Origin of the sequence: Poseidonibacter parvus, assembly GCF_001956695.1 — a bacterium.
Taxonomy (GTDB): domain Bacteria; phylum Campylobacterota; class Campylobacteria; order Campylobacterales; family Arcobacteraceae; genus Poseidonibacter; species Poseidonibacter parvus.
Genome location: NZ_CP019070.1, coordinates 2,314,439 through 2,334,941 on the forward strand (window position 1 = coordinate 2,314,439; position 20,503 = coordinate 2,334,941).

Below are 20,503 nucleotides of genomic sequence, written 5' to 3' on the forward strand. Positions count from 1 at the left end.
CTAGTTAAATGGATTTAGAAGAATTAAAAAAAATTCGAGCAAAAAATTTTATAGCACATAAAAAAAAGAAAAAAGAATATTATTTAAAAAATAAAGTTGCGAAGAAAGCTCCAAGAAAAGAAATTAATTATGAAGAAGAGCTAAATAATAAAAACTTTTCAAGTAAAATAAAAGAAATTGCAAAAGCTCAAAAAGCTCACATAGATGATAGAAAAGAATTAATTGTAAAGAAAATTAATGAATATAAAAAAAAGAAAAAAGAATATTATTCTGAAAATAAGAAACAACGATTAGAATATGATAAAGAGTATAGAGAAAAGAAAAAAGAAGAACTTAAACAATATAGAAGAGACTATTACAAAAAAAATAAAGAAAAAATATTAGCAAAACAAAAAGAAAAAAGAAAATCCTAAAAAAAGAGTAAATCATGGCAGAAGAACAAAATAAAGAAGAACTTGAAAAAGAGACATCAAACAATCAAGATGTAGAAAATGATTCTCCTGATGAAACAGAAACTCAAGAAGTTCAAAATGATGATAACTCGAAAAAAGAATCTACAAAACAAAAACAAGTACCTATTCTAAATAAAATTCTATTTTCAGTAGTTGGATTTTTAGTTTTAATATTACTTGCAGGAGTAGTGCTATATTTTATTGGCTTTTTTGATCCAGAAGAAGAAATGAAAGAAAAGAAAGATGAAGTAGTTAAAGAAAAAATAATTGAAGAAAAGAATACCTTTAATATAAAAGATATAAACTCAAAAAAACTAAATAGACAACTCCTTCAATTGACTAATAAGAATTTAGTTGAAGAGGAAGAGAATAATAGAAGAGAGAAAGAACTAGAAGAAAAAAAGATTAAAGAAGCAGAAGAAAAGAAAAAACAAGAAGCTTTACTTCTTGAAGAAGAAAATCTTTCAAAAGAAAAAGAATTATTAGAGAATAAAAAACTTGAATTAGAGAAACAAAAAGCCGAGCTTGAATTATTAAAAAATGAAGCTATTGCCTTACGAAAAGAGATGATAGAAAACAAAGAAACTATGGAGAGAGAAAAAGAATTAATTGTTCAAGAAGAAGCTATTAAAGATGAAGAGATAATTCAAAAACCTATAATAGAAGAAATCAAATTTGTTTCACTAATTAATGTTGCAAAAATAAAAGGTGAGTTATTAAAATCATATTTAGATAAAGTTACATCAATTTACAGTGATATAAAGCTTTGTAGAGATGATTTAAATAGAATTGAGATTTACTATGGTCCTTTTACAGATAGTAATTATAGAAATGAAATTTATAAAAGATTACAAGAAAATGGAATAGTTAATTCTTATGAGGTAGAATTAACAAAAGAAGAGTTTGATAAAAGATGTAATTATTAGGAAAACTCTATGAGTTTTCTAAAATTGCATAAGCGTCTTTAACTTTAATTTCTTTTTTATCAATATCAACACTTAAAATATATTGTTCAAATAAATGTGGTAATAAGAAAGTTTTAGGCAATTCTTTTTCAATTAACAAAGAAGATGTAGTTATTTCAAGATAATCGCTAATAGGATATCTATGAATATCTTTTACTTGCCCTAGTAGTAAATCATTTTCATAAACTTTACAATCAATTAAATCAAACCAAAAGAATTCATTCTTATTTAAATCACAATTTTCTCTAGTTTGTTGTGTTGATGCAAAAAGTTCTTGGTTTATAAGTTTTTTAGCTAAATCTATATCTTCATAGTTTTCAAATAAAACAGTTTCTCTATTAGAGTTGTATTCTACAACTTTTAATTGTATTTTTCTATTTGTTATAAAGATTGCATTTTTTTTAAATTGTTCAGGAAAATCTGAGTCTATATGAAGCTTTAAATGCCCCTTTAGTCCTACAGTTTTCCCTAGTTTTGCTACGTATACATCATTATTCATTTATTTACTTTGCAACCACTTGAATCTTATAAGATACACCATCTTTTGCTTTACAACCATTTGCCATAGTTTTTAAAGCATTAATCATGTTACCATTTTTACCAATAAGCTTACCAATATCAGAGCTATTTGCTTCAACTGTAATTTCAGCAAAAGTATCATCAATCGACTCAATAGTAACATTTACATCTTCAGGTACACTTACAATTAGTTTTGCATAGTTTTCAATAAATTCTGTAATCATAGCAGTTAATCAACTAATTATTTTGCAGCTAATTTAGCTACTTTTTCAGAAGGTTTAGCACCAACGCTTAACCAGTAATCATATCTTTCTTGGTCAATTTTTAATACTTTTGGTTCTGCTACTGGGTTAAAGTAACCAATTGATTCAATCCAACCTGAATCTCTTCTTTTTCTTGAGTCTGTTACAACGATTCTATAAAATGGTTTCTTGTTTCTTCCCATTCTTGTTAATCTAATTACTGTCATGTTTTTTTCCTTTTGTTTTATACTTTTTTTATAGTATTGAGATCTAAACTCTTATAAAAATAAAGTTCACAGCTCAACACTATTTGTTTTTATCTATCTTGGTAAGTTAGGCATTCCACCAGGTCCCATTTGAGACATCATGTTTTGTAGGCCTTTCATACCACCTTTAGATGATAATTTCTTTGCCATTTTTGAAGCATTTTTAAATTGCTTTAAAATTTTATTAATTTGAACTTCAGATAATCCAGAACCTTTTGCAATTCTTTTCTTTCTACTTGGATTTATTAAAGATGGTTGAAGTCTTTCTTTTTCTGTCATAGAACCAATTAAAGCTTTTATTCTTTTAATCTCATCAGAGTTTTCAAAATCCATATCTTTTAAAGGTCCAGCCATTTGTGAAAGACCAGGAATCATTCCAATAATTGATTTCATTGAACCTAATTTACTCATCATTGCTAATTGATCTAAGAAATCATTAAAGTTGAATTCACCTTTTTTAATCTTCTTAGCAACAGCTTTTGCTTTTTTTTCATCAATTACAGCAGATGTTTTTTCAGCAAGTCCTTCAATATCACCAAGACCTAATAATCTAGAAACAATTCTATCAGGAATAAATACTTCAAGGTCTGGCATTTTCTCACCAATACCAATAAATCTTAAAGGAACACCAACTTGAGAAGCAATAGATAAAGCAACTCCACCTTTAGTATCTCCATCGTATTTTGAAAGAATAACACCATCAATACCAATTTGTTCTTTAAACGAACTTGCTGTTTTAGTAGCATCGTGACCTGTTAATGAATCTGCAACATAGAAAATCTCATCTACTTTAATTGCGTCCCTAACATTTTTTAATTGAGTCATTAATTCTTCATCAATTGCTAAACGACCAGCAGTATCAACTAATAAAACATCATAGTGTTCTTTTATAGCTTTTTCTTGAGCTGCTTTTGCAATTGCTATTGGATCTGTTTGATTGTCATCAAAATAAATATCAACTTCAACTTGAGCTGCAATTTGTTTTAATTGCTCAACGGCTGCAAGTCTTTGTAAATCGCCAGCTGCAACTAATACTTTTTTATTTCTTTGTTTTAAATAGTTAGCTAATTTACCAGTAGTTGTAGTTTTACCAGAACCTTGTAGTCCTGTCATTAAAATCGTTGTAGGAGGTGTATTTGAATAAACAAAACCTTGATTACCTTCAGTAGTTAATACTTTAGTTAATTCAAGTTTTAATGCATTGATAAATGAATCTTGTCCAATACCAACTCTTTTTGTTTCAAGTTCAATTGCAGTTATTAATTCTTTTGTAGTTTTATGATGAACATCTGCTTTTAATAAAGATTTTTTTAATTCAACAATTGCTTTTTTTAATGAAGCAACATCATCTTTATGTCTTATTTTATTAACAGCATTTTTTATCGAACCGGTTATTGAATCAAACAAAGCAAAAACTCCTAGATTTTTTTAAATTTTGAGGATTATACTTTTTTTATACTTCAGAAGAGTTTAAATATGTAATATTTAAGATTTATTTTAGTTTATAATGTTTTTTAGTTTTTCAAGAAGCCCTAATTATAGGAATTCTTGAAATTAAACAATTAGTTTTTAGCTTAAATTTTAATTAAACTCATATACTTTGAATTCTCTTGGTTCTTTTGCTTCAAATTCATAATCGAATATTCTTGTAATTTTTGAATGTAATAAAACTCTAGTAACATTTGAAGCAGTTCTTCCATAAATTCCATCACCAATAATTGGTAATCCAACAGAATTTAAATGTACTCTAATTTGATGTGTTCGCCCAGATTCAATAACAATCTTAATTTTAGATTTGTTACCTTCTACTAGCATTGGGTAAACAGTTGATTTAGCTGGTTTACCTTTTTTAGCATCAATTTTAGATTTAGCACTTCCTCTATCTTTTGTTGTAAGAATTGGTTTATCAATTTCAATTTCATCAATTACTTTACCTTCAACAATTGCAACATATTCTTTGTAAACTTTATTTTGTTTAAACTCTTTAATTGCTTTTTTCTGGAAGTCTTCATTTTTTGCAAACATCATAACACCACTTGTTTCTTTATCAAGTCTGTTAAGTAATATTGCATCTGGATATTTTTTTGCAACTTCATCTGCTGTTAAAAATGCAGGTTTATCAACAACTAAAATATCATTGTCTTGGAAAATTACTTTTATTGGAGCAATATCTTTTACTACAAAATTAGTATCTGCACTAATTTCTCCACGTGCAATCATTACTTTTTTTCCACCAACTCTTACAAGTCCTTTATCTATTAACTCTTTTGCTTTAGAATTAGAAATTCCTTCTTGCATTGCTAATAGTTTATACGCTTTATCTCGTGCTGCCATTTATTTCCTTTATTATGGGATCAATTGAACCAACTTTTTTTAAAATTGGTTTTTTCAAATTATCTATATTATTTAAATAATCACCTAATTGTTCATTTTCTATTAAGTAGTAATTTTCTATACATTCAAAAAGTGGCTTTTGATTAAATATATTTTTACCACTAATTATTTTACAATTAAAAAAAGCAGGTTCAATTGGATTATGTCCCCCTATTTTTTCAAATGCTCCACCTAAAATCACAAGATCTGAAATTGCAAATATATTATTTAGTATACCCATTTTATCTACTAGAATTATATCAGAATCAAAGTTGTCTTGTTGTGAATACTTATGATATGTTAAAGCATTATTTTTCACATACTCTTTTATTAATAAATCAACTTCTAAAAATCTTTCAGGATGTCTTGGAACTATTACTAATTTTCCGTAACTTCTTTTATATGAATTTAAAATTAATTCTTCTTCATTTTTATGTGTACTTGCTGCTGTTATTAAAACATCATCAGTTTTTTCTAAAACTTTTGTAACTTTTGGAGTTTGCGCTAGTTTTATATTTCCAACTACTTGTACATTTCTTGCACCAAGTTCTTCTAATCTTTTTTTATCTAAATTACTTTGTGCAAATACTTTATCAATATTTTTAAATATTCTTTTGTAAAGAAAAGAAAATCTTTTATATGAATTATATGATTTATCAGAAATTCTTGCATTTATTAAAAAAGTCTTTGCACCTTTTTTCTTAGCTATTAAAAAAAGCATAAACCATAATTCAGCTTCCATTACAACTAAAACTTTTTGCTTGTTAATCCAAAATGGTAAAAAAATCTCAAAAGGCAAATACCTAACATTTGATGAACTTTTTAAAGCTTCTTCATATCCTGTATTTGTAATAACAGATACATTTGCCTCATCCTTATAATAATCTATTAAAGGTTTTATAGCTTTTGTTTCACCCATAGAACACGAATGGAACCAAATACCATTTTCTTTAAATGAAGGATTATTTTTTAGAAAAAACTTTGAGGGAATTGCATTTTTGTATTTTGGATTTCTAGATTTAAAAATTAAATAAGGTATTGCTAGTATATATACAAAACTTAAAAGTAAGTAATAAAATATACTAAAAAGGCTCAAAATTAAGCCTCTTCAGTTTCATCTTCTTTATAAAGGATTCTTCCACAATGTGGACAGTTTATAATCTCTTCTGATTTAATAACTTCAGCATAAGTTTTGTCATTAATTTTCATATAACAACCATAACAAGCTTGTTTTTTTACAGGAACAACAGCAGAATCTTTTGCCCATCTTTTAATTTTTTCATAGAAAGTTAAAATTTTATTATCAAATTTTTCTAATAATTCACTTCTATCTTGATATACAACATTTCTTTCTTTGTTAATTTCTTCAATAGTATTATCAACTGCAACTTGAATTTCTTTAATAGATTCTTCTTCTTCAGTTAATTTATCTTGTAACTCTTTTAATGATTCTTCTTTAGTTTCAGCTAAAGTATCTAATCTATTGATCTCTTCATTTGCAAATGCAATTTGTTCTTTAGCAATTTCTTCTTCTAATTGTAAAGCTTTTAATTCTTTTTCTGTTTGAACACTATCATTTTTCTTAGATATATCTTCTAACTTCGATTTTAATTCACTTAAGTGAATATTGTTTTTAGTTCTTTTTGATTTAATATCATCAATTTCTAAATATAAAGCATTAATTGATGCTTTAATCTCTTCTGCTGTTTCAACAAATGTTGCTAATTTTGCCTTCTCATTTTCGATTTTTGGTTCGAACATGCTAATTGCTGTATCAAATTTTGACAATTTGATTAAATCCTGTAAATACTTATTCAATCGTTTCTCCTTCTATAAAAAACTCAAATGGATTTTTTGAAGCTGTTATTATAGCTTTTAATTCATTTTTTTTCAAATATTCTGAAAGAAGTCCCTCTAGCAAGTTGCTGAAGAATCTTTCACTCTCATAATGTCTTATATCAATTAATGAAATACCTCTAGCTTTTGCTTCCATTGCATCATGATATTTTATATCACCTGTTAGGAAACAATCAGCTTGTACTTCTGTAATTAAAGACATTCCTGAACCTGTAACAATTGCTACTTTTTTAATAAACTCATTACACTTTACTGCTTTTGTAGTTTTTAAATCTAACTTTTTAGATACATATTTTACTAAATCATTAAAACTCATATTTACATTTGCATAAGATATAAACTCATCTGTGTTTTCTATTTTAAAACCAAGGATGTTTTCAACTACATATTTATTTAGATGAGTTTTATCTATATTTGTATGCATTGAAATTAAACATATATCTTTTTTGATTAATTTTTGTAATAACTTTGTACTATAAGAGTCATAATTAACTCTTTTTAATCCTGAAAAAATTAAAGGATGATGGGTAATAATTAAAGAGTTTTCTTCAATTTCATCAATTAATTCTTCATCTAAATCAATGCTAATATATATTTTTTTTATTTCATCATCAAAAGATCCTACAAGTAAACCTGCATTATCCCATTTTTCTTGAAGAGAAAAAGGTGATAAATCATCTAAAAAATCATATATATTTTGTACTAACATTTTGTTTTATCTACCTATTCTTTTTAATCGTTCAGGTTCTTGTTCTTTGTATAAAACAGCACAACCTTGAGATAATTCTCGCACCTTCAAGATGTAGTTTTGTCGCTCTGTTACTGAAATTGCTTTTCTTGCATCTAAAGTATTAAAAGCATGAGAAGCTATCATACATTGATCATAAGCAGGTAAAGGAAGACCATTTTCTAAACATACTTTACACTCGTTAAAAGCATCATCAAAATGTCTAAATAACATTTCTGTGTTTGCTACTTCAAAGTTGTATTTAGAAAATTCATATTCACTTTCTTTATGAACATCTGCATAAGTTGTAATACCATGTTTGTTTTCATTCCACACAATATCAAATACAGAATCAACACCTTGTAAATACATAGCAAGTCTTTCTGTTCCATAAGTAATTTCAACAGCAACAGGATCACAAGGAAGTCCTCCAACTTGTTGAAAGTAAGTAAACTGAGTTACTTCCATACCATCAAGCCAAACTTCCCATCCAAGTCCCCATGCACCTAGTGTTGGAGACTCCCAATTATCCTCTACAAATCTAATATCATGTTTAGATAAATCTAAACCTAGATATTCTAAAGATTGAAGATATAAGTCTTGAATATTATCAGGACTTGGTTTGATTAGTGTTTGAAACTGATAATAAGCTCCTAATCTATTTGGATTCTCTCCATATCTTCCATCAGTTGGTCTTCTACTTGGCGCAACATAAGCAGTTGACCAAGGAGTTGAATCTAAACTTCTTAAAAGAGTTGCTGGATGAAAAGTTCCAGCACCTGCAGGAATATCGTAAGGTTGTACGATATTACATCCTTCATTAGCCCAAAACTCTTGTAATTTTAATAGAATTTGTGAAAAAGTAAGCATCTATTTAATTCCTATTTTTGATTTGTTTTTATCAAAATAAATTCAAGTATTTTCTATAAAATAGAAAAAACTTGAATTTATACTGAAATAATATATTTTAAAGTATCTGATTTTTTAATAAAAAAGTAGAAGCAGTACTATAAATAGTACTGCTTAATATTATAAAATTACTTCTATTTCTTTTGAATCAGTTTCAACTTTTTTAGCTTGAACGATTCTGTCTTCTTTTAATTTAACAGCTAATTCACTGTCTGAAATCGCAAGGATTTGCATTGCAAGGTAGGCTGCATTAATTGCACCTGATCTTCCAAGTGCTACAGTTCCAACAGGCATTCCTGCAGGCATTTGTACAGTTGAAAGCATTGCATCCATACCATCCATTGCTCCACCTTTCATTGGTACTCCAAGAACTGGTTTAGTTGTAGTTGCTGCTAATGCACCTGCTAAATGTGCTGCCATTCCAGCAGCTGCTATGAATACTTTAGCACCTTTTTCTTCAGCTTCTTTGATATAATTTTTAGTTCTAACTGGAGACCTATGAGCTGAAGAGATTATAATCTCGTAATTTACATTAAACTTTTCGAAAGTATCTGCACAATGCTTCATAATTTCATAGTCAGATTTACTACCCATAATAATTGATACAAAATTCATTTTAATTCCTTTAATTTTTTATAAAAGCACGATTATATCAAAAAGATTCTAATAGTTTTATAATCTTAGAAATTTTAACTTTTTCCCATGCTTTATTTTTATATAAAGTCAAAGAATCATTATCGTAAATAAATTTTGATAAGGACTTAGATTTGTCTTTAATTTTGATTACTTTTGTATTATTATAATATTTTATTTTTCTATCTATATTTTCATCTGTTGACAATACAACTGTAGGAATCATAAAAGCATCACTTATATGAAAGGTAGATGTATCTGTTGTTATAACCTTATCCATATTAGAAATAATATAGATAAAATCATTTATAGTTTTAGATTCTCTAGCAAGATTAACAAATCTATCATCCGAAAATTTTGAGTCAATATTTAATGTTGAAACAATTGTACAATCATCCATTTGAGATACCATATTTTTTAATATTGATGATGCAATATTTTGAGGAATAGTTTTTTTAATATTTGCAGAAAAAGGATGAAATAAAACAACTTTTCCTTTTGTCTTTAATGTTGCAATTTTTTCTTTCAATTTATCAGAAACTACAATTTTTTTAATATCTATTTCATTATGCTTACTAAAGTCAGAAACTTTTTCATAATCAATTCCAAATTTATATAACCATGCATCAACAATATTTAAAGCTTCAAAATTTACAGATTTTTCAAGTATAGAGCTATTATCAATAAAATAATCATAAGTACAAAGTTTTTTGCTAGTAACACTTAAAGGTAAAACATTATTTATAAATTCTTGTTTTAAATATATTTGCTTATCTCTTGAATAAAAACTATTATTTGAAGCATCAATACATAAATCTATTTTAACACTTTTGTATACTTGACTTAATTTTTCATGTAATATTCTCAAAGCAGTTGAAGAACTTATCATTTGTCCAATACTTTTTCCAAGACCACCTATAATTATAATTGTTACTTCATCTTTTTTATTTGCTTTTAACTGTTTAAAAATATCAACTTTTGATGATTGCTCAAACATATTTAATATCTTTGGTGAAATTGTCTGAGAATTTTTTGTAGTATTTTCAAGCTCAAGAGATTTCAAGTATTCATTTTTATTACTGATACCTAATTCAATTGGAAAGTTTTCTAAAGCTCTAACTTTATCCTCTTTTAAAAGTCTTGTTTTATATTTATCTTTATCAACATTTTCAAAAACTTTTTTTAAATCATCAAAATCTTTTTCCGTAGTAATATAGACTGTGTCGTTTTCTAAATTTGATGGCATTTTAAATTTATTATATAAAATTAAAGTACCATCTGTAGTCTTAATGTTGATATTCTGTGTAACCCTAAAAAAAATCATTTGTTACCAAACAATTATATTTCAGTGTTTTCAGTTCTTAACATTGTTAAGTAAGGTAATGTTCCTGGTAATTGGATTTTATTTGTATTTCCACTATGAACTGATTCCATTTCCTTATTTGTTTCTGTTAAGATTTTTTTGAAATTAATATAATAAACACCATCTTCATTCTTGAAAATTTTACCTATTTCATTATCACATTCAACAATATTGCTATTTCTTGGAGGGAAGATTTCAATATCTTGATTTGGGTAAACTTTGTACTTACACATAAAATGCTTTTCATCTTCAGTTATAAGCCCTGTTACTTCATAAGAGCCTTTTGAAATTGCATATTCATGATTTTGTGAATCAGTTTTTTCAAATGGTCTATGCACTAAATAAGCATCAGTAAAACCTCTATTTTTTGTTGTATGAAGTTCTCTTTGATATTTATCAGCATCAAATGTATCTGCATAATAATCATCAATAGCTTCTCTATATGCATTTGCAGTTACAGCAGCGTAATATGGAGATTTTGTTCTTCCTTCAATTTTTAATGAATCAACTGCACCAGAATCCATAATTTCTTTAATATGTGAAGCTAAATTCATATCTTTTGAATTAAAAATATAAGTTCCGACACCTGGATCTTCTTCAAGTCTAAATAGTGTATTTTGATTTTCACTTTCAGCATAAAGTGTATAATCAAATCTACAATCATTTGCACATGAACCTCTATTTGGAACACGCCCACTTTGTACTGCTGAAATCAAACATCTTCCAGAATATGCAAAACACATAGAACCATGTACAAAAATTTCAATTTCCATATCAGGTAAATGCTTTTTAATTTGCTGTACATCTTTTAATGAAATTTCACGTGCAACAACAATTCTTTTTACACCTAAATCCCAAAATACTTGTGCATCTAAATAGTTAAGTACATTTGCTTGTGTTGATAAATGTACATCAATATCAGGTGCGATTTCTCTACATAATTTAACAACACCAGGGGCTGCTACAATAAAGCCATCAGGTTTTACCTCAGCCATTTTTTCAATGTGTTTTTTTAGTAAATCAATCTGTGAGTTAAAAGGAAAACCATTAATTGTTGCATATACTTTTTTACCACGTGCATGTGCGTAATCAATTCCTTCTTTAAAAGTCTCAAAAGTAAATTCTTTTCCTGCTCTAATTCTTAAAGAGAAGTGGCTAACTCCTGCATAAACTGCGTCTGCACCATAGTTTATAGCGATTTTTAGCTTCTCTAAGTTTCCTGCTGGTGATAATAATTCTACTTTGTTATTATTCATAATTTGTCCTTGGTAAATAAGTTATAATCTGTTAGTATTTTTAAAAACGCAATTATACCCAAATTTTATATAAATTTAATATAGACTATTTTAGTCATATTTAAAATAAAATATATATAATTATTATAAAGGATTAAAATGAAAAAGATTATATTATCAAGCATACTAACAAGCGCACTATTATGTGCTACTGATTTACAGTCAATTGGTGTTGATGTATCTTATACAGATTCAAATGATGAAGATAAAAACATTACAATAATCAGAAAAACTCCAGATAATTGTAAAACTGTAAAGTTTGACCCAAAAACTATTTTAGGTGGTAATTTAGTTGATGCTTCAGTTCCTGCTGAATGTAAGAAAACATTTATTACATATTTAGGAAAAGTATCTCCAATAAAATACTCAGATAAAGTAGAAACATATGGGGAAGTTGAAGTTCTAGAATTTATTGACAAAGCAAAAGATGATGAGAATATGCTTTTAGTTGATTCAAGAACTACTGATTGGTATTTAAACCAAACAATTCCATCAGCTATAAATGTTCCTTTTATTTATTTAAATAAAGGTCAATACCCTGATGATTTTTTAGATGCAATTGATACTTTAGGTGTGGAAGTTACAAAAGATGGATATGATTTTACAAATGCTAAAGAATTACTGTTATTTTGTAATGGAGTTTGGTGTGGTCAATCACCTCTATCTATGAAAAACTTAATCTCAATTGGTTACCCAGAAGAAAAACTAAAATGGTATAGAGGTGGTATTCAATCGTGGTTAAGTTTAGGATTTCCTACAATCAAACCAAATTAAAAGAAAGCTTCTTTTTAGAAGCTTTCCCATTCATCATCATCTTTAGATGGTTTTGATTCAATTACTTTATTTTTAACTTCTTGTGTTCTCTTAACTGAAGAAGAAGTAGAAGATGACGCTTTAGGTAAAGTTACAGTTTTTGGCTCTGTAATCATTTTATTTTCTACATTTACATTAATAACATTATCTCTTTTTATTTGATCAAGAGAAGCAAAAACTTTTTGTGTAGCTTTATCTAAATCACTTGAAAAGCTATTTAATTTTTCACTACTTGAATCACTCTTACAATTTTCATCAATATAATCTTGAACATTAGAATGAACTAATTCATGACTTTCTTTTAAATTTTTCCAGTTTGTAGTTTGTGTAAACTCTTTAGAGTTTTGTTCTTGCTCAATAATCCATTTTCCTAAATCACACTCTGTTGGTTTAGTAACAGACCAAGCGTTTGTCGTTGTTCCTATTTTTTCGAAATTAATATTTTTAAATTTAATATGGTCATTTTTTAATTTAGAAATTTTAAATACTAAATCAATATCTGAAATTTCATTTACACTTGACTCATTAAATTTTGCCCTATCTGCAATTTTTAATAAATTCTCAGATAAACCAGAAACTTCATTTGCTAAAGAACTAATAGTTGTAGCAGAACTTGCATTTACTTGTGTTGCTTGGTCAAGTGCATTTATTGCATCATTTATTTGAACAATACCACTTTCTTCTTCAACACTTGCAGTTGAAACATCTTCTATTAATTCAATTGTTTGATTTATTTTTTCATTAAGACTTGTATATCCACCAATCATATCATTGGCAATTACTTTTCCTTCATTTGCTTTTGAAGTTGCAGCTTCAACAATTCCTTTAATCTCTTTTGCAGCTTCTGCTGATCTATTTGCAAGATTTCTCACTTCTTGTGCAACAACAGCAAAACCTTTTCCAGCTTCACCTGCAGTTGCTGCTTCAACAGCTGCATTTAAAGATAAAATATTTGTTTGGAATGCAATTTGATCAATTACTGTAATTGCATCATTAATTGAATTAACTTGTGTATCAATATCTTCCATAGCCTGTGTAGTTTTAGATGCTAAACTTTGACCTTCAGAAGAAGAACTTTGTAAGTCATTTGCTAAAGAAGACATTTGTTGAACTTTTTGAACATTTGATTTAACGATTGATGTTACTTCTTCTAGTGCAGCTGCTGTTTCTTCTAAGGAAGCAGCTTGTTCATTTGCAGAACTAGATAATTTTTCAGCAGATGTTGATAAAACATTTGTATCATCATTTAGTTTTTTACCACTTGATACAATCATAGATAAGAATTCAGAAACAGCAATTCCAATTAATTTTGTACTTGAGTTAATAGAAGAAACAATTCCACTAACTTCATTTGCATTCGTAGTGTTGTCAACTGTAAAATCAGAACTACCATATCTTAAAAGTGTATTATTTAGTACCGTTAAACTTTCATTTGTTTTATCAATCATTGTATTAATTGATTCTTTCAATTCTTGTATTTGCGGGTTATTTGAATTTTTTTCTACTTTATAAACATAGAATCCATTATTAACTTTTGAAATTACTTCATCTACTTCATCAATTACAATAGCATCAGCAGCAACACCATCTTTTAGTTTTCGAACATAGCCATTAAAACTATCAACTAGTTTTCCTACCTCATCATTAGATTTTTTCTCTATTTCATCAGTATTTGAATCTGGATTGCTCATTTCTTTTATAGCCATATTTAAATTAAGCAATGGTTTTATTATTGATTTATTAATAAAGAATGAATATATGATATAAACTAGTAATATTGCAATTAAAGAGAAAATAATAATACTCATAATAATTGCATTTATTTCATCATTAGTATTTTTTTTCATTAATGAAATATCAGCTTCAATATCATCTACATAAACTCCTGTACCAATTATCCAATCCCAAGCAGCGAATCTTTGTACATAAGAAAATTTCTTAACAGGATTTTCAAACCCTGGTTTTGGCCACATATAAGTAACTAAACCACCTTTTGGTTCTTTATTTGTAACAACAGAAAATTCTTTAAATAGATATTTTCCGGCTTTGTCTTGTATATTTGACAAGTCTTTTCCATCTAAACTAGGTTTAATTGCATGCATAATCATTTTAGGATGAGAATCATTAATCCAGAAATATCCATCTTTACCATATCTCATTTTACTAATAGTAAGTAAGGCTTCTTTTTTAATTTTTGCTGATACATCAGATACGTATTCACCTGTTCCAATTACCCAATTATAAGGCTTAAATAATTTTACAAATGAAACTTTTGCTTGTGGCTTTTCAAAATTTGGTTTAGGCCATACATAATCAACAAAACCCTCACCTTTTGATTTTGCTACATTTGCAAACTCATTAAATATTTTTTTTCCACCTTTATCTTTATAATCAATAAGATCTTTGCCATTTAATTGAGGCTTAATAGGATGCATTACAATTACTGCATTTGTATCATTTATCCAAAAATATCCAGTATTACCATATCTACTCTCTTCAACTAAGGTTTTTAATCTAAACTTTAGAGCATCTTCGGATAATACATCTTTTAACTTTTCATATTCGGCTTCTAAAATCGAAAATAAAAAATTTGTTTGAGTTCTTAAATCATCTTGAACTTCAATTTTTATTTTTTCTATTTCTGTTCTTTTGTGATAAGCATCAACTGTCTTCATAGCTAAAGAGATATAGTTTTGTAACTCTTTTTCTTTTTTGGTGTAGGATTCTTCTTTATATCTTTCAATATTTTCATTTGAAAATTTATTAATTGAATATATTGAAGCAATTGCAATAGACAAAGATACAAAAACTATTGTAATAAGTGCTAAAACTAAAAGTTTTACTTTGATAGAGATATTTGAAAACATGACACTCTCCGTTTTTTATTATTAAATTATCTATATGATAACTATTTTATCTTTAATTTAGCAAGCTGTTTTAATTATTAATTTATTTTTAAAATTTTCTTTTAATAGTTTTCATTATGCATAAAGTATATCAAGGACTATATATTCAAGAATATCTTATCAATATCCTCAATTATAGAAATATCTAGTTTTTTATTATTTGCTTCATCTTTTAATATTAAGATAGCTTCATTATGAGTATGAATACTTCTATAATTTTTATTACTACATAAAGATGAATATTTATTTAAAGTTGACAATAGTCTATCTTTAAAACTTAAATCTTTAGCTCCAAGTTTAAATGGATAACCACTACTATCTAAGCATTCTTGGACCTTACTTGAACATAATGCCATATCGTTAAACCCCATTATATTTGTTAATATTTTTTTATTAAAATATGGATAAGATTTGATTTCTTCATATTCATATATACTTAAATTCTCATCTTTTTCTAAAATACTTGTAGGTATTAAAAGTTTTCCAATGTTACATAATGAAGCAGTAATCATAAAAATATATTTATCTTTATGGTCAAATTCATAAAAATCGCACATTTTTTCACTGTTTTTAACTATTTTAGACTTATTGTCTACAATATTACAAAAGCTTTGTGTTATATTTAGAACTTCTTCAAAGTCTAATGCAGTAGTGAAATCATGTAAATTATTAAAAATAAAATATACAATATCATTTTCATTTTGGATATCAATCCAAAAATCAATACTTGAACTTATCTCAATGAATAAATTTACTATTTTTTCATCAAATAAGATGTTAGAATTGTTCTTTACAAAAGTAATAATTTCATTTCTATTTTCAATACTTTTATTTGAAAAATCATATTTTTCATCTATAAATTGAGTGAAGAAAAGTATTTGTGAAAAAAGTGGGATAGCATTTTCTTTTAATTCATAAATTCCTGAACCATCAAACTTCTCTCCTTGATATTTTAAAATATTAGATTTCTTTGATAAAAAAGGAAAATCTTTAATCTTTTCTTCACTTAATTCATAATAATCTTTATTTTTAATTTTTTGTTCATTTAAAGCAATATCATGACATAAAGAATAAGCACATAAATCAAACATTTCTTCTGGGTTAAATCCTAATCTTTGTCCCATTTTTAAAGATAAAAAAGCAACTCTTTTTGAATGATTTTGAGAAGTGTTATTGTGTTGTAATTCAATATTATCTAATAAGTGAGATGTTGATAATAAAAAGTTGTTTAAATTAAAAGCTAATTGTTTTTTCTTGTCCATTGATATTCCTATTTTTTTACTAAAATTTTATTTGAAGAGTTTTTACTCTTCAAATAATGATGAAATTGCTTCTATACTTTTATCAGTCATATCTAAATCAATATGTCCTGCATCTTTAACTTCAACTAGCTGTACATCAAGTCCTTGTGCTTTCATTTTTTTATAAAAATCTTTTGTAACACTTGGTTTTGATATCTCATCTTTTGTTCCATAAATCATAATAAATTTTGATTCTTTATTCATTTTAGTTAAGACGTCATTTGCAAGAAGATGTTTTTCATTTGCATAATCAGGTCTTTCATATCTACCTGCTACTAATACAACATTTTTTAAAAGTTCAGGATTTAAACCAGCTAAAGATCCACTCATCATAGCTCCAGCTGAATGACCAACAATAGTGATTTCTTTACTTTCATATTTATCTTTTAAAGCAATTACTAATTTTTCTAAGAATTGAACATACTCTTTTGTAGCTGCTTGATGATTATACTCTTTACTTCCAATTGATTTTAATTTATTTAAAGAAGAATCTGAATAACCTGGAAGTGCTACAGCAATTGTACTAATATCACTTGACATATTTAAATTCTCAGCAAAAGGTGCATATCTACCTAATACATTACTTCCTTCATCCCATGTTCCATGAACAATTACGATTAACTTATCATTATCATCACCTTCAAACATTGCATAATTTATACATTCATTTCCAGCATAAATAAAACCTTCACCTTTTTGCTCACAATCTTGTTTACTTACATTTTTTGCAAATGAAAAAGAAGCTGTAACAACTAACAATAAAAATAAAACTTTTTTAAACATTTTGATTCCTTTAATATGTATTTTAAATAATTCCTTTATAATAAAATATTATAACTTAAGGAGAGGTTTTGATAAAAAATAAATATGTAAAAACAATTGTACTTGGACTATTTGTTCTATTAAGTAATCTTAACGCATTAGATATTGCAAAAATGCAAGAAGAAGCAATAAAAGAAGTAAAAGTAATTTCAACACAGGATTTAGTTAAACTTTTAGAAAAAAAACCAAATACTAAAATAATCGACGTTAGATCTAGAGCTGAAATCAATAATCAAGGTGGTTATATTAAAGCTAATAAAGTAAGTAATATACAAAGAGGAGATTTAGAGTTTTTAATTTCTCAAGAAGTGAAAATTGATGATACATTTGTTGTTCATTGTTTTAATGGAAACAAATCACTTTTTGCAGCTAAAAGATTAAAAGATTTAGGATATAAAAATGTTCTGTATTACAAAGATAGTTTTAAAGTTTGGAAAGAAAAGAAACTTCCAATTTCATCTTTAGATAAATACCCACAATCACTTTTATATAATAAAATACAAGAAGTAGCAAAAGATGTTTATACTTCAATTGGAATTACAGCACCCTATGAGTACGAATCAACTGCACATAATAATAACTTAGGTTTTATTGTAGGAGAAGATTCTGTATTAGTATGGAATGCAAGTTCTTCTTATCTTTTAGCACAATCATTTCATAAAGAAATCAAAAAAATTACAAATAAGCCAGTTAAATATGTTGTCTTAGAAAACTCTCAAGGACATGCAATTTTAGGTTCAAATTATTGGAAAGAACAAGGTGCAAAAATTATTGCTCATGAAATTGTTGAAGATGAAATTGCAATAAAAGGGCAAAGAATTTTTTCACGAATGCAAAGAGTTTTAAAAGATAAATTTGAAGGAACAAAAGTTGTAGAACCTGACGAATATTTTAAAGATAGTATGACTTTTGATTTAGGAAATAAAATTGTAGAAGCTAAATATCTAGGATATGCACATGAACACAGTGATATAATACTATGGCTTCCAAAAGAAAAAATTACATTCGCAGGTGATATTGCATTTAATAATAGATTATTACCAATATTTGAAATTACAGAAACTAAAAAATGGCTAGAAGCATGGGATAAATTTACAGCATTAAATGCTAAAATAGTTGTACCAGGTCATGGTGAAGTTACAAATATGCAAACAGTAACAAAATATACAAAAGATTACCTAGTTTATTTAAGAGAAAAAGTTGAAGAAATTTTAGATGATGATGGTGGATTAAATGATGCCTATAATATTGATATGTCTGCATTTGAGCATTTAGACACATATAAAGAACTTGGCAAACAAAACATTGCTAGAGTTTTTAAACAAATGGAATTTGAAGAGTAAAACCTCTTCAAATTTTAATAAGCATTAACTCCAATATATCCATCAATTTGTTTTTCTACAAACTCAACAATTCCTGCTTGAACATATTCTAAATCATCAATAAAATCATCTTCTGTCCATTTCATACTTTCCATAGTATTTTTACAAGCAAAAAACTCTACATCATATTCCATAAGCGAACTTATTCTCGCTAATGTTGCTTTATCAAAATCTTTTTTTAAAGCTCTCATTCCATTTCCATAAGCTACAACAGCAACTTTTAGAGATTCTTCAGGATACTCTTTTAAAATATTATAGATTGTTCCTAAATTATGATTTACTTTATCAAGTTCAGAATCATATATTTGGAAAACAACTTTTCTTGGCTCATCAAAAGAAGGCTGAGGGTTAGAAAAAGTTGATTCTCCATAAACAAAAACTGTAAAAAATAAAACTATTAATAAATTTTTCATTCTTATTCCTTTATATAAACTTCATTTTCTTTTTTTATTATACCACTGCTAAGTATTTTACAATATAAACCTCTATGATCTTTTACTAAACTTGGTAATTCTTTTCCAAAAACGCTCAAGTGGTTACAAATAGTACAATTTTGAGTAATTTCTAATTTAACACTTCCTATTACAAAAACTGTACCAATTTTATATTCATGAGGATTAAAATCGAATAATATATTTTCTCCTAAACTTCCTAATTGTAAATCAATCTTATTTTCTTCTGCAATATTATATGCAACTGAACCTACAACCATCACAGACTTATCTTCATCTTTTCCTGCAAATTTGTCATCTTTAATTCCAAAACCATTAATAATGTCAAGCTCATTTACTTTAGGTCTAGGTAGTCCTGATGAGTCTTTTTTTGCACTAAATATTTCAATTACTTTCCCAATTTTTTTCATTTATTTATTGTTTTCCTTTAATATTAATAAAAAATCTTTTTTATTCCATGAACCGGGATATTTGTTTTTTAATTTACCATTATTTTCTAAAGCAAAAAAAGTGGGTGTCATACCTCTATATCCTTTTGCAAGGTTAAAAGGCAATTTAACATCTTCAATATCAATTTTTAAAAAGAGATAATCTTCATCTATTTTATTTTTTACTTCATTTAAAGACAAAACTTCTTTGTCCATCTTTTTACAAAAATGGCAAGTTTTAGATGTAGCATAAACTAGTATTTTTTTATTTTCTTTTTTTGCATCATTTAATAATTCAGCTTCATTATAATTTTTAGATAACACTCTAATCTCTTTTTTTGTATTCTTTAATCTTTCTTTTTTATAATTCATAAAATATATAGCTAAAGATGATAAATCTTCATCATTTAAATTATAATTATTTGAAAGTTTTTTATCATAATACTTTATAATTGAAGGTTCACAAATACTATTATTTAAATCAGGATTTGTAAGATAACTCTTTAAATATTCTTCTATCTCAATTTGTTGCATTTCTAAATCATTATTATCACCTATATGCTTTGGACTATCAATTATTGCATAAGCAAGCATATTCTCAGTTGGATATTTTAGATTTAAAAGTTTATTTTCTTTTTCAAAAAAGTTTGTTTTTAATGTTTTCATATCAATAAATTTTCCATGACATGAAGAGCATTTTTGTAAAAATATTTTTTCACCATCTTTAAAGTTTGCGTTTAAAGATGAAATAAATGTTATAAAAATTAGTAGTAAAGCTTTTTTAAGCAATTAGTATTC

At 26.5% G+C, this 20,503-nt stretch carries 22 protein-coding genes; 4 read left to right on the forward strand and 18 right to left on the reverse strand.

Annotated features, from left to right (window positions below; all coding sequences use genetic code 11):
- The first annotated feature begins 8 nt into the window (after positions 1-8).
- Together LPB137_RS11390 and LPB137_RS11395 are read left to right on the forward strand one after the other, a co-directional pair.
- Positions 9-413, forward strand: a complete 405-nt coding sequence (locus tag LPB137_RS11390; RefSeq protein WP_076088155.1) for a hypothetical protein — start codon at positions 9-11, stop codon at positions 411-413.
- 14 nt (positions 414-427) lie between these two features.
- The gene (locus tag LPB137_RS11395; protein ID WP_076088157.1) at positions 428-1,378 is read left to right on the forward strand and encodes a hypothetical protein; all 951 of its coding nucleotides are present in this window, start codon (positions 428-430) and stop codon (positions 1,376-1,378) included.
- A 7-nt stretch (positions 1,379-1,385) separates the two neighbouring features.
- Here LPB137_RS11395 and rimM read toward each other — a convergent pair whose 3' ends face one another.
- The 12 genes from rimM to LPB137_RS11455 form a co-directional block, all read right to left on the reverse strand.
- Entirely contained in the window at positions 1,386-1,916 is a 531-nt protein-coding gene (gene rimM / locus LPB137_RS11400; RefSeq protein WP_076088159.1) for a ribosome maturation factor RimM, read from the reverse strand.
- Positions 1,917-1,920: 4 nt separating this feature from the next.
- Positions 1,921-2,160: a KH domain-containing protein gene (locus LPB137_RS11405; protein WP_076088161.1), complete on the reverse strand. Its 240-nt coding sequence runs from the start codon at positions 2,158-2,160 to the stop codon at positions 1,921-1,923.
- Positions 2,161-2,177: 17 nt separating this feature from the next.
- Entirely contained in the window at positions 2,178-2,405 is a 228-nt protein-coding gene (gene rpsP, locus LPB137_RS11410; protein ID WP_076088164.1) for a 30S ribosomal protein S16, read from the reverse strand.
- Between the two features lie 93 nt (positions 2,406-2,498).
- Positions 2,499-3,851 carry a signal recognition particle protein gene (locus LPB137_RS11415; RefSeq protein WP_076088167.1) on the reverse strand — a complete coding sequence of 451 codons (1,353 nt, stop codon included), beginning with the start codon at positions 3,849-3,851 and terminating at the stop codon, positions 2,499-2,501.
- 174 nt (positions 3,852-4,025) lie between these two features.
- Positions 4,026-4,778, reverse strand: coding sequence for a pseudouridine synthase family protein (locus tag LPB137_RS11420; RefSeq protein WP_076088170.1), 753 nt, complete (start codon positions 4,776-4,778; stop codon positions 4,026-4,028).
- Positions 4,762-5,913, reverse strand: a complete 1,152-nt coding sequence (waaA, locus tag LPB137_RS11425) for a lipid IV(A) 3-deoxy-D-manno-octulosonic acid transferase (protein WP_076088172.1) — start codon at positions 5,911-5,913, stop codon at positions 4,762-4,764. Before waaA ends, LPB137_RS11420 begins: the two co-directional genes overlap by 17 nt.
- A gap of 2 nt (positions 5,914-5,915) precedes the next feature.
- Positions 5,916-6,635: a zinc ribbon domain-containing protein gene (locus LPB137_RS11430; RefSeq protein WP_076088176.1), complete on the reverse strand. Its 720-nt coding sequence runs from the start codon at positions 6,633-6,635 to the stop codon at positions 5,916-5,918.
- The gene (locus LPB137_RS11435) at positions 6,628-7,383 is read right to left on the reverse strand and encodes a Nif3-like dinuclear metal center hexameric protein (protein WP_076088178.1); all 756 of its coding nucleotides are present in this window, start codon (positions 7,381-7,383) and stop codon (positions 6,628-6,630) included. Before LPB137_RS11435 ends, LPB137_RS11430 begins: the two co-directional genes overlap by 8 nt.
- A 6-nt stretch (positions 7,384-7,389) precedes the next feature.
- Positions 7,390-8,271, reverse strand: a complete 882-nt coding sequence (glyQ, locus tag LPB137_RS11440) for a glycine--tRNA ligase subunit alpha (protein ID WP_076088181.1) — start codon at positions 8,269-8,271, stop codon at positions 7,390-7,392.
- Positions 8,272-8,430: 159 nt separating this feature from the next.
- Positions 8,431-8,925: a 5-(carboxyamino)imidazole ribonucleotide mutase gene (gene purE / locus LPB137_RS11445; protein WP_076088183.1), complete on the reverse strand. Its 495-nt coding sequence runs from the start codon at positions 8,923-8,925 to the stop codon at positions 8,431-8,433.
- A gap of 37 nt (positions 8,926-8,962) precedes the next feature.
- Complete coding sequence (locus LPB137_RS11450) at positions 8,963-10,267, reverse strand: glycosyltransferase family 9 protein (RefSeq protein ID WP_076088185.1); 1,305 nt, start codon at positions 10,265-10,267, stop codon at positions 8,963-8,965.
- A 14-nt stretch (positions 10,268-10,281) separates the two neighbouring features.
- Positions 10,282-11,562: a peptidase U32 family protein gene (locus tag LPB137_RS11455; RefSeq protein WP_076088187.1), complete on the reverse strand. Its 1,281-nt coding sequence runs from the start codon at positions 11,560-11,562 to the stop codon at positions 10,282-10,284.
- 138 nt (positions 11,563-11,700) lie between these two features.
- On the opposite strand from LPB137_RS11455, the gene LPB137_RS11460 reads away from it, so the two are divergent.
- The gene (locus tag LPB137_RS11460) at positions 11,701-12,375 is read left to right on the forward strand and encodes a rhodanese-like domain-containing protein (protein ID WP_076088189.1); all 675 of its coding nucleotides are present in this window, start codon (positions 11,701-11,703) and stop codon (positions 12,373-12,375) included.
- A 14-nt stretch (positions 12,376-12,389) separates the two neighbouring features.
- Here LPB137_RS11460 and LPB137_RS11465 read toward each other — a convergent pair whose 3' ends face one another.
- The 3 genes from LPB137_RS11465 to LPB137_RS11475 all read right to left on the reverse strand — a co-directional run bounded on the left by LPB137_RS11465 (position 12,390) and on the right by LPB137_RS11475 (position 17,404).
- Positions 12,390-15,281, reverse strand: a complete 2,892-nt coding sequence (locus tag LPB137_RS11465; protein WP_076088191.1) for a methyl-accepting chemotaxis protein — start codon at positions 15,279-15,281, stop codon at positions 12,390-12,392.
- 137 nt (positions 15,282-15,418) lie between these two features.
- Entirely contained in the window at positions 15,419-16,582 is a 1,164-nt protein-coding gene (locus tag LPB137_RS11470) for an HD-GYP domain-containing protein (RefSeq protein WP_076088193.1), read from the reverse strand.
- 42 nt (positions 16,583-16,624) lie between these two features.
- Positions 16,625-17,404: an alpha/beta hydrolase gene (locus LPB137_RS11475; protein ID WP_076088195.1), complete on the reverse strand. Its 780-nt coding sequence runs from the start codon at positions 17,402-17,404 to the stop codon at positions 16,625-16,627.
- Positions 17,405-17,472: 68 nt separating this feature from the next.
- Between LPB137_RS11475 and LPB137_RS11480 the strand changes: the two genes are divergently transcribed.
- A complete protein-coding gene (locus LPB137_RS11480) occupies positions 17,473-18,786 on the forward strand; it encodes an MBL fold metallo-hydrolase (protein ID WP_083657251.1) in 1,314 nt (437 codons plus the stop codon).
- Positions 18,787-18,800: 14 nt separating this feature from the next.
- On the opposite strand, the gene LPB137_RS11485 is transcribed toward LPB137_RS11480, so the two are convergent.
- From LPB137_RS11485 to LPB137_RS11495, 3 genes are read right to left on the reverse strand one after another with little or no spacing between them, the layout of a single operon-like run.
- A complete protein-coding gene (locus LPB137_RS11485) occupies positions 18,801-19,238 on the reverse strand; it encodes a DsrE family protein (protein ID WP_076088197.1) in 438 nt (145 codons plus the stop codon).
- Positions 19,239-19,240: 2 nt separating this feature from the next.
- Positions 19,241-19,687: an MOSC domain-containing protein gene (locus LPB137_RS11490; RefSeq protein ID WP_076088199.1), complete on the reverse strand. Its 447-nt coding sequence runs from the start codon at positions 19,685-19,687 to the stop codon at positions 19,241-19,243.
- Positions 19,688-20,494: a thioredoxin family protein gene (locus LPB137_RS11495; RefSeq protein ID WP_076088201.1), complete on the reverse strand. Its 807-nt coding sequence runs from the start codon at positions 20,492-20,494 to the stop codon at positions 19,688-19,690.
- Positions 20,495-20,503 lie beyond the last annotated feature (9 nt).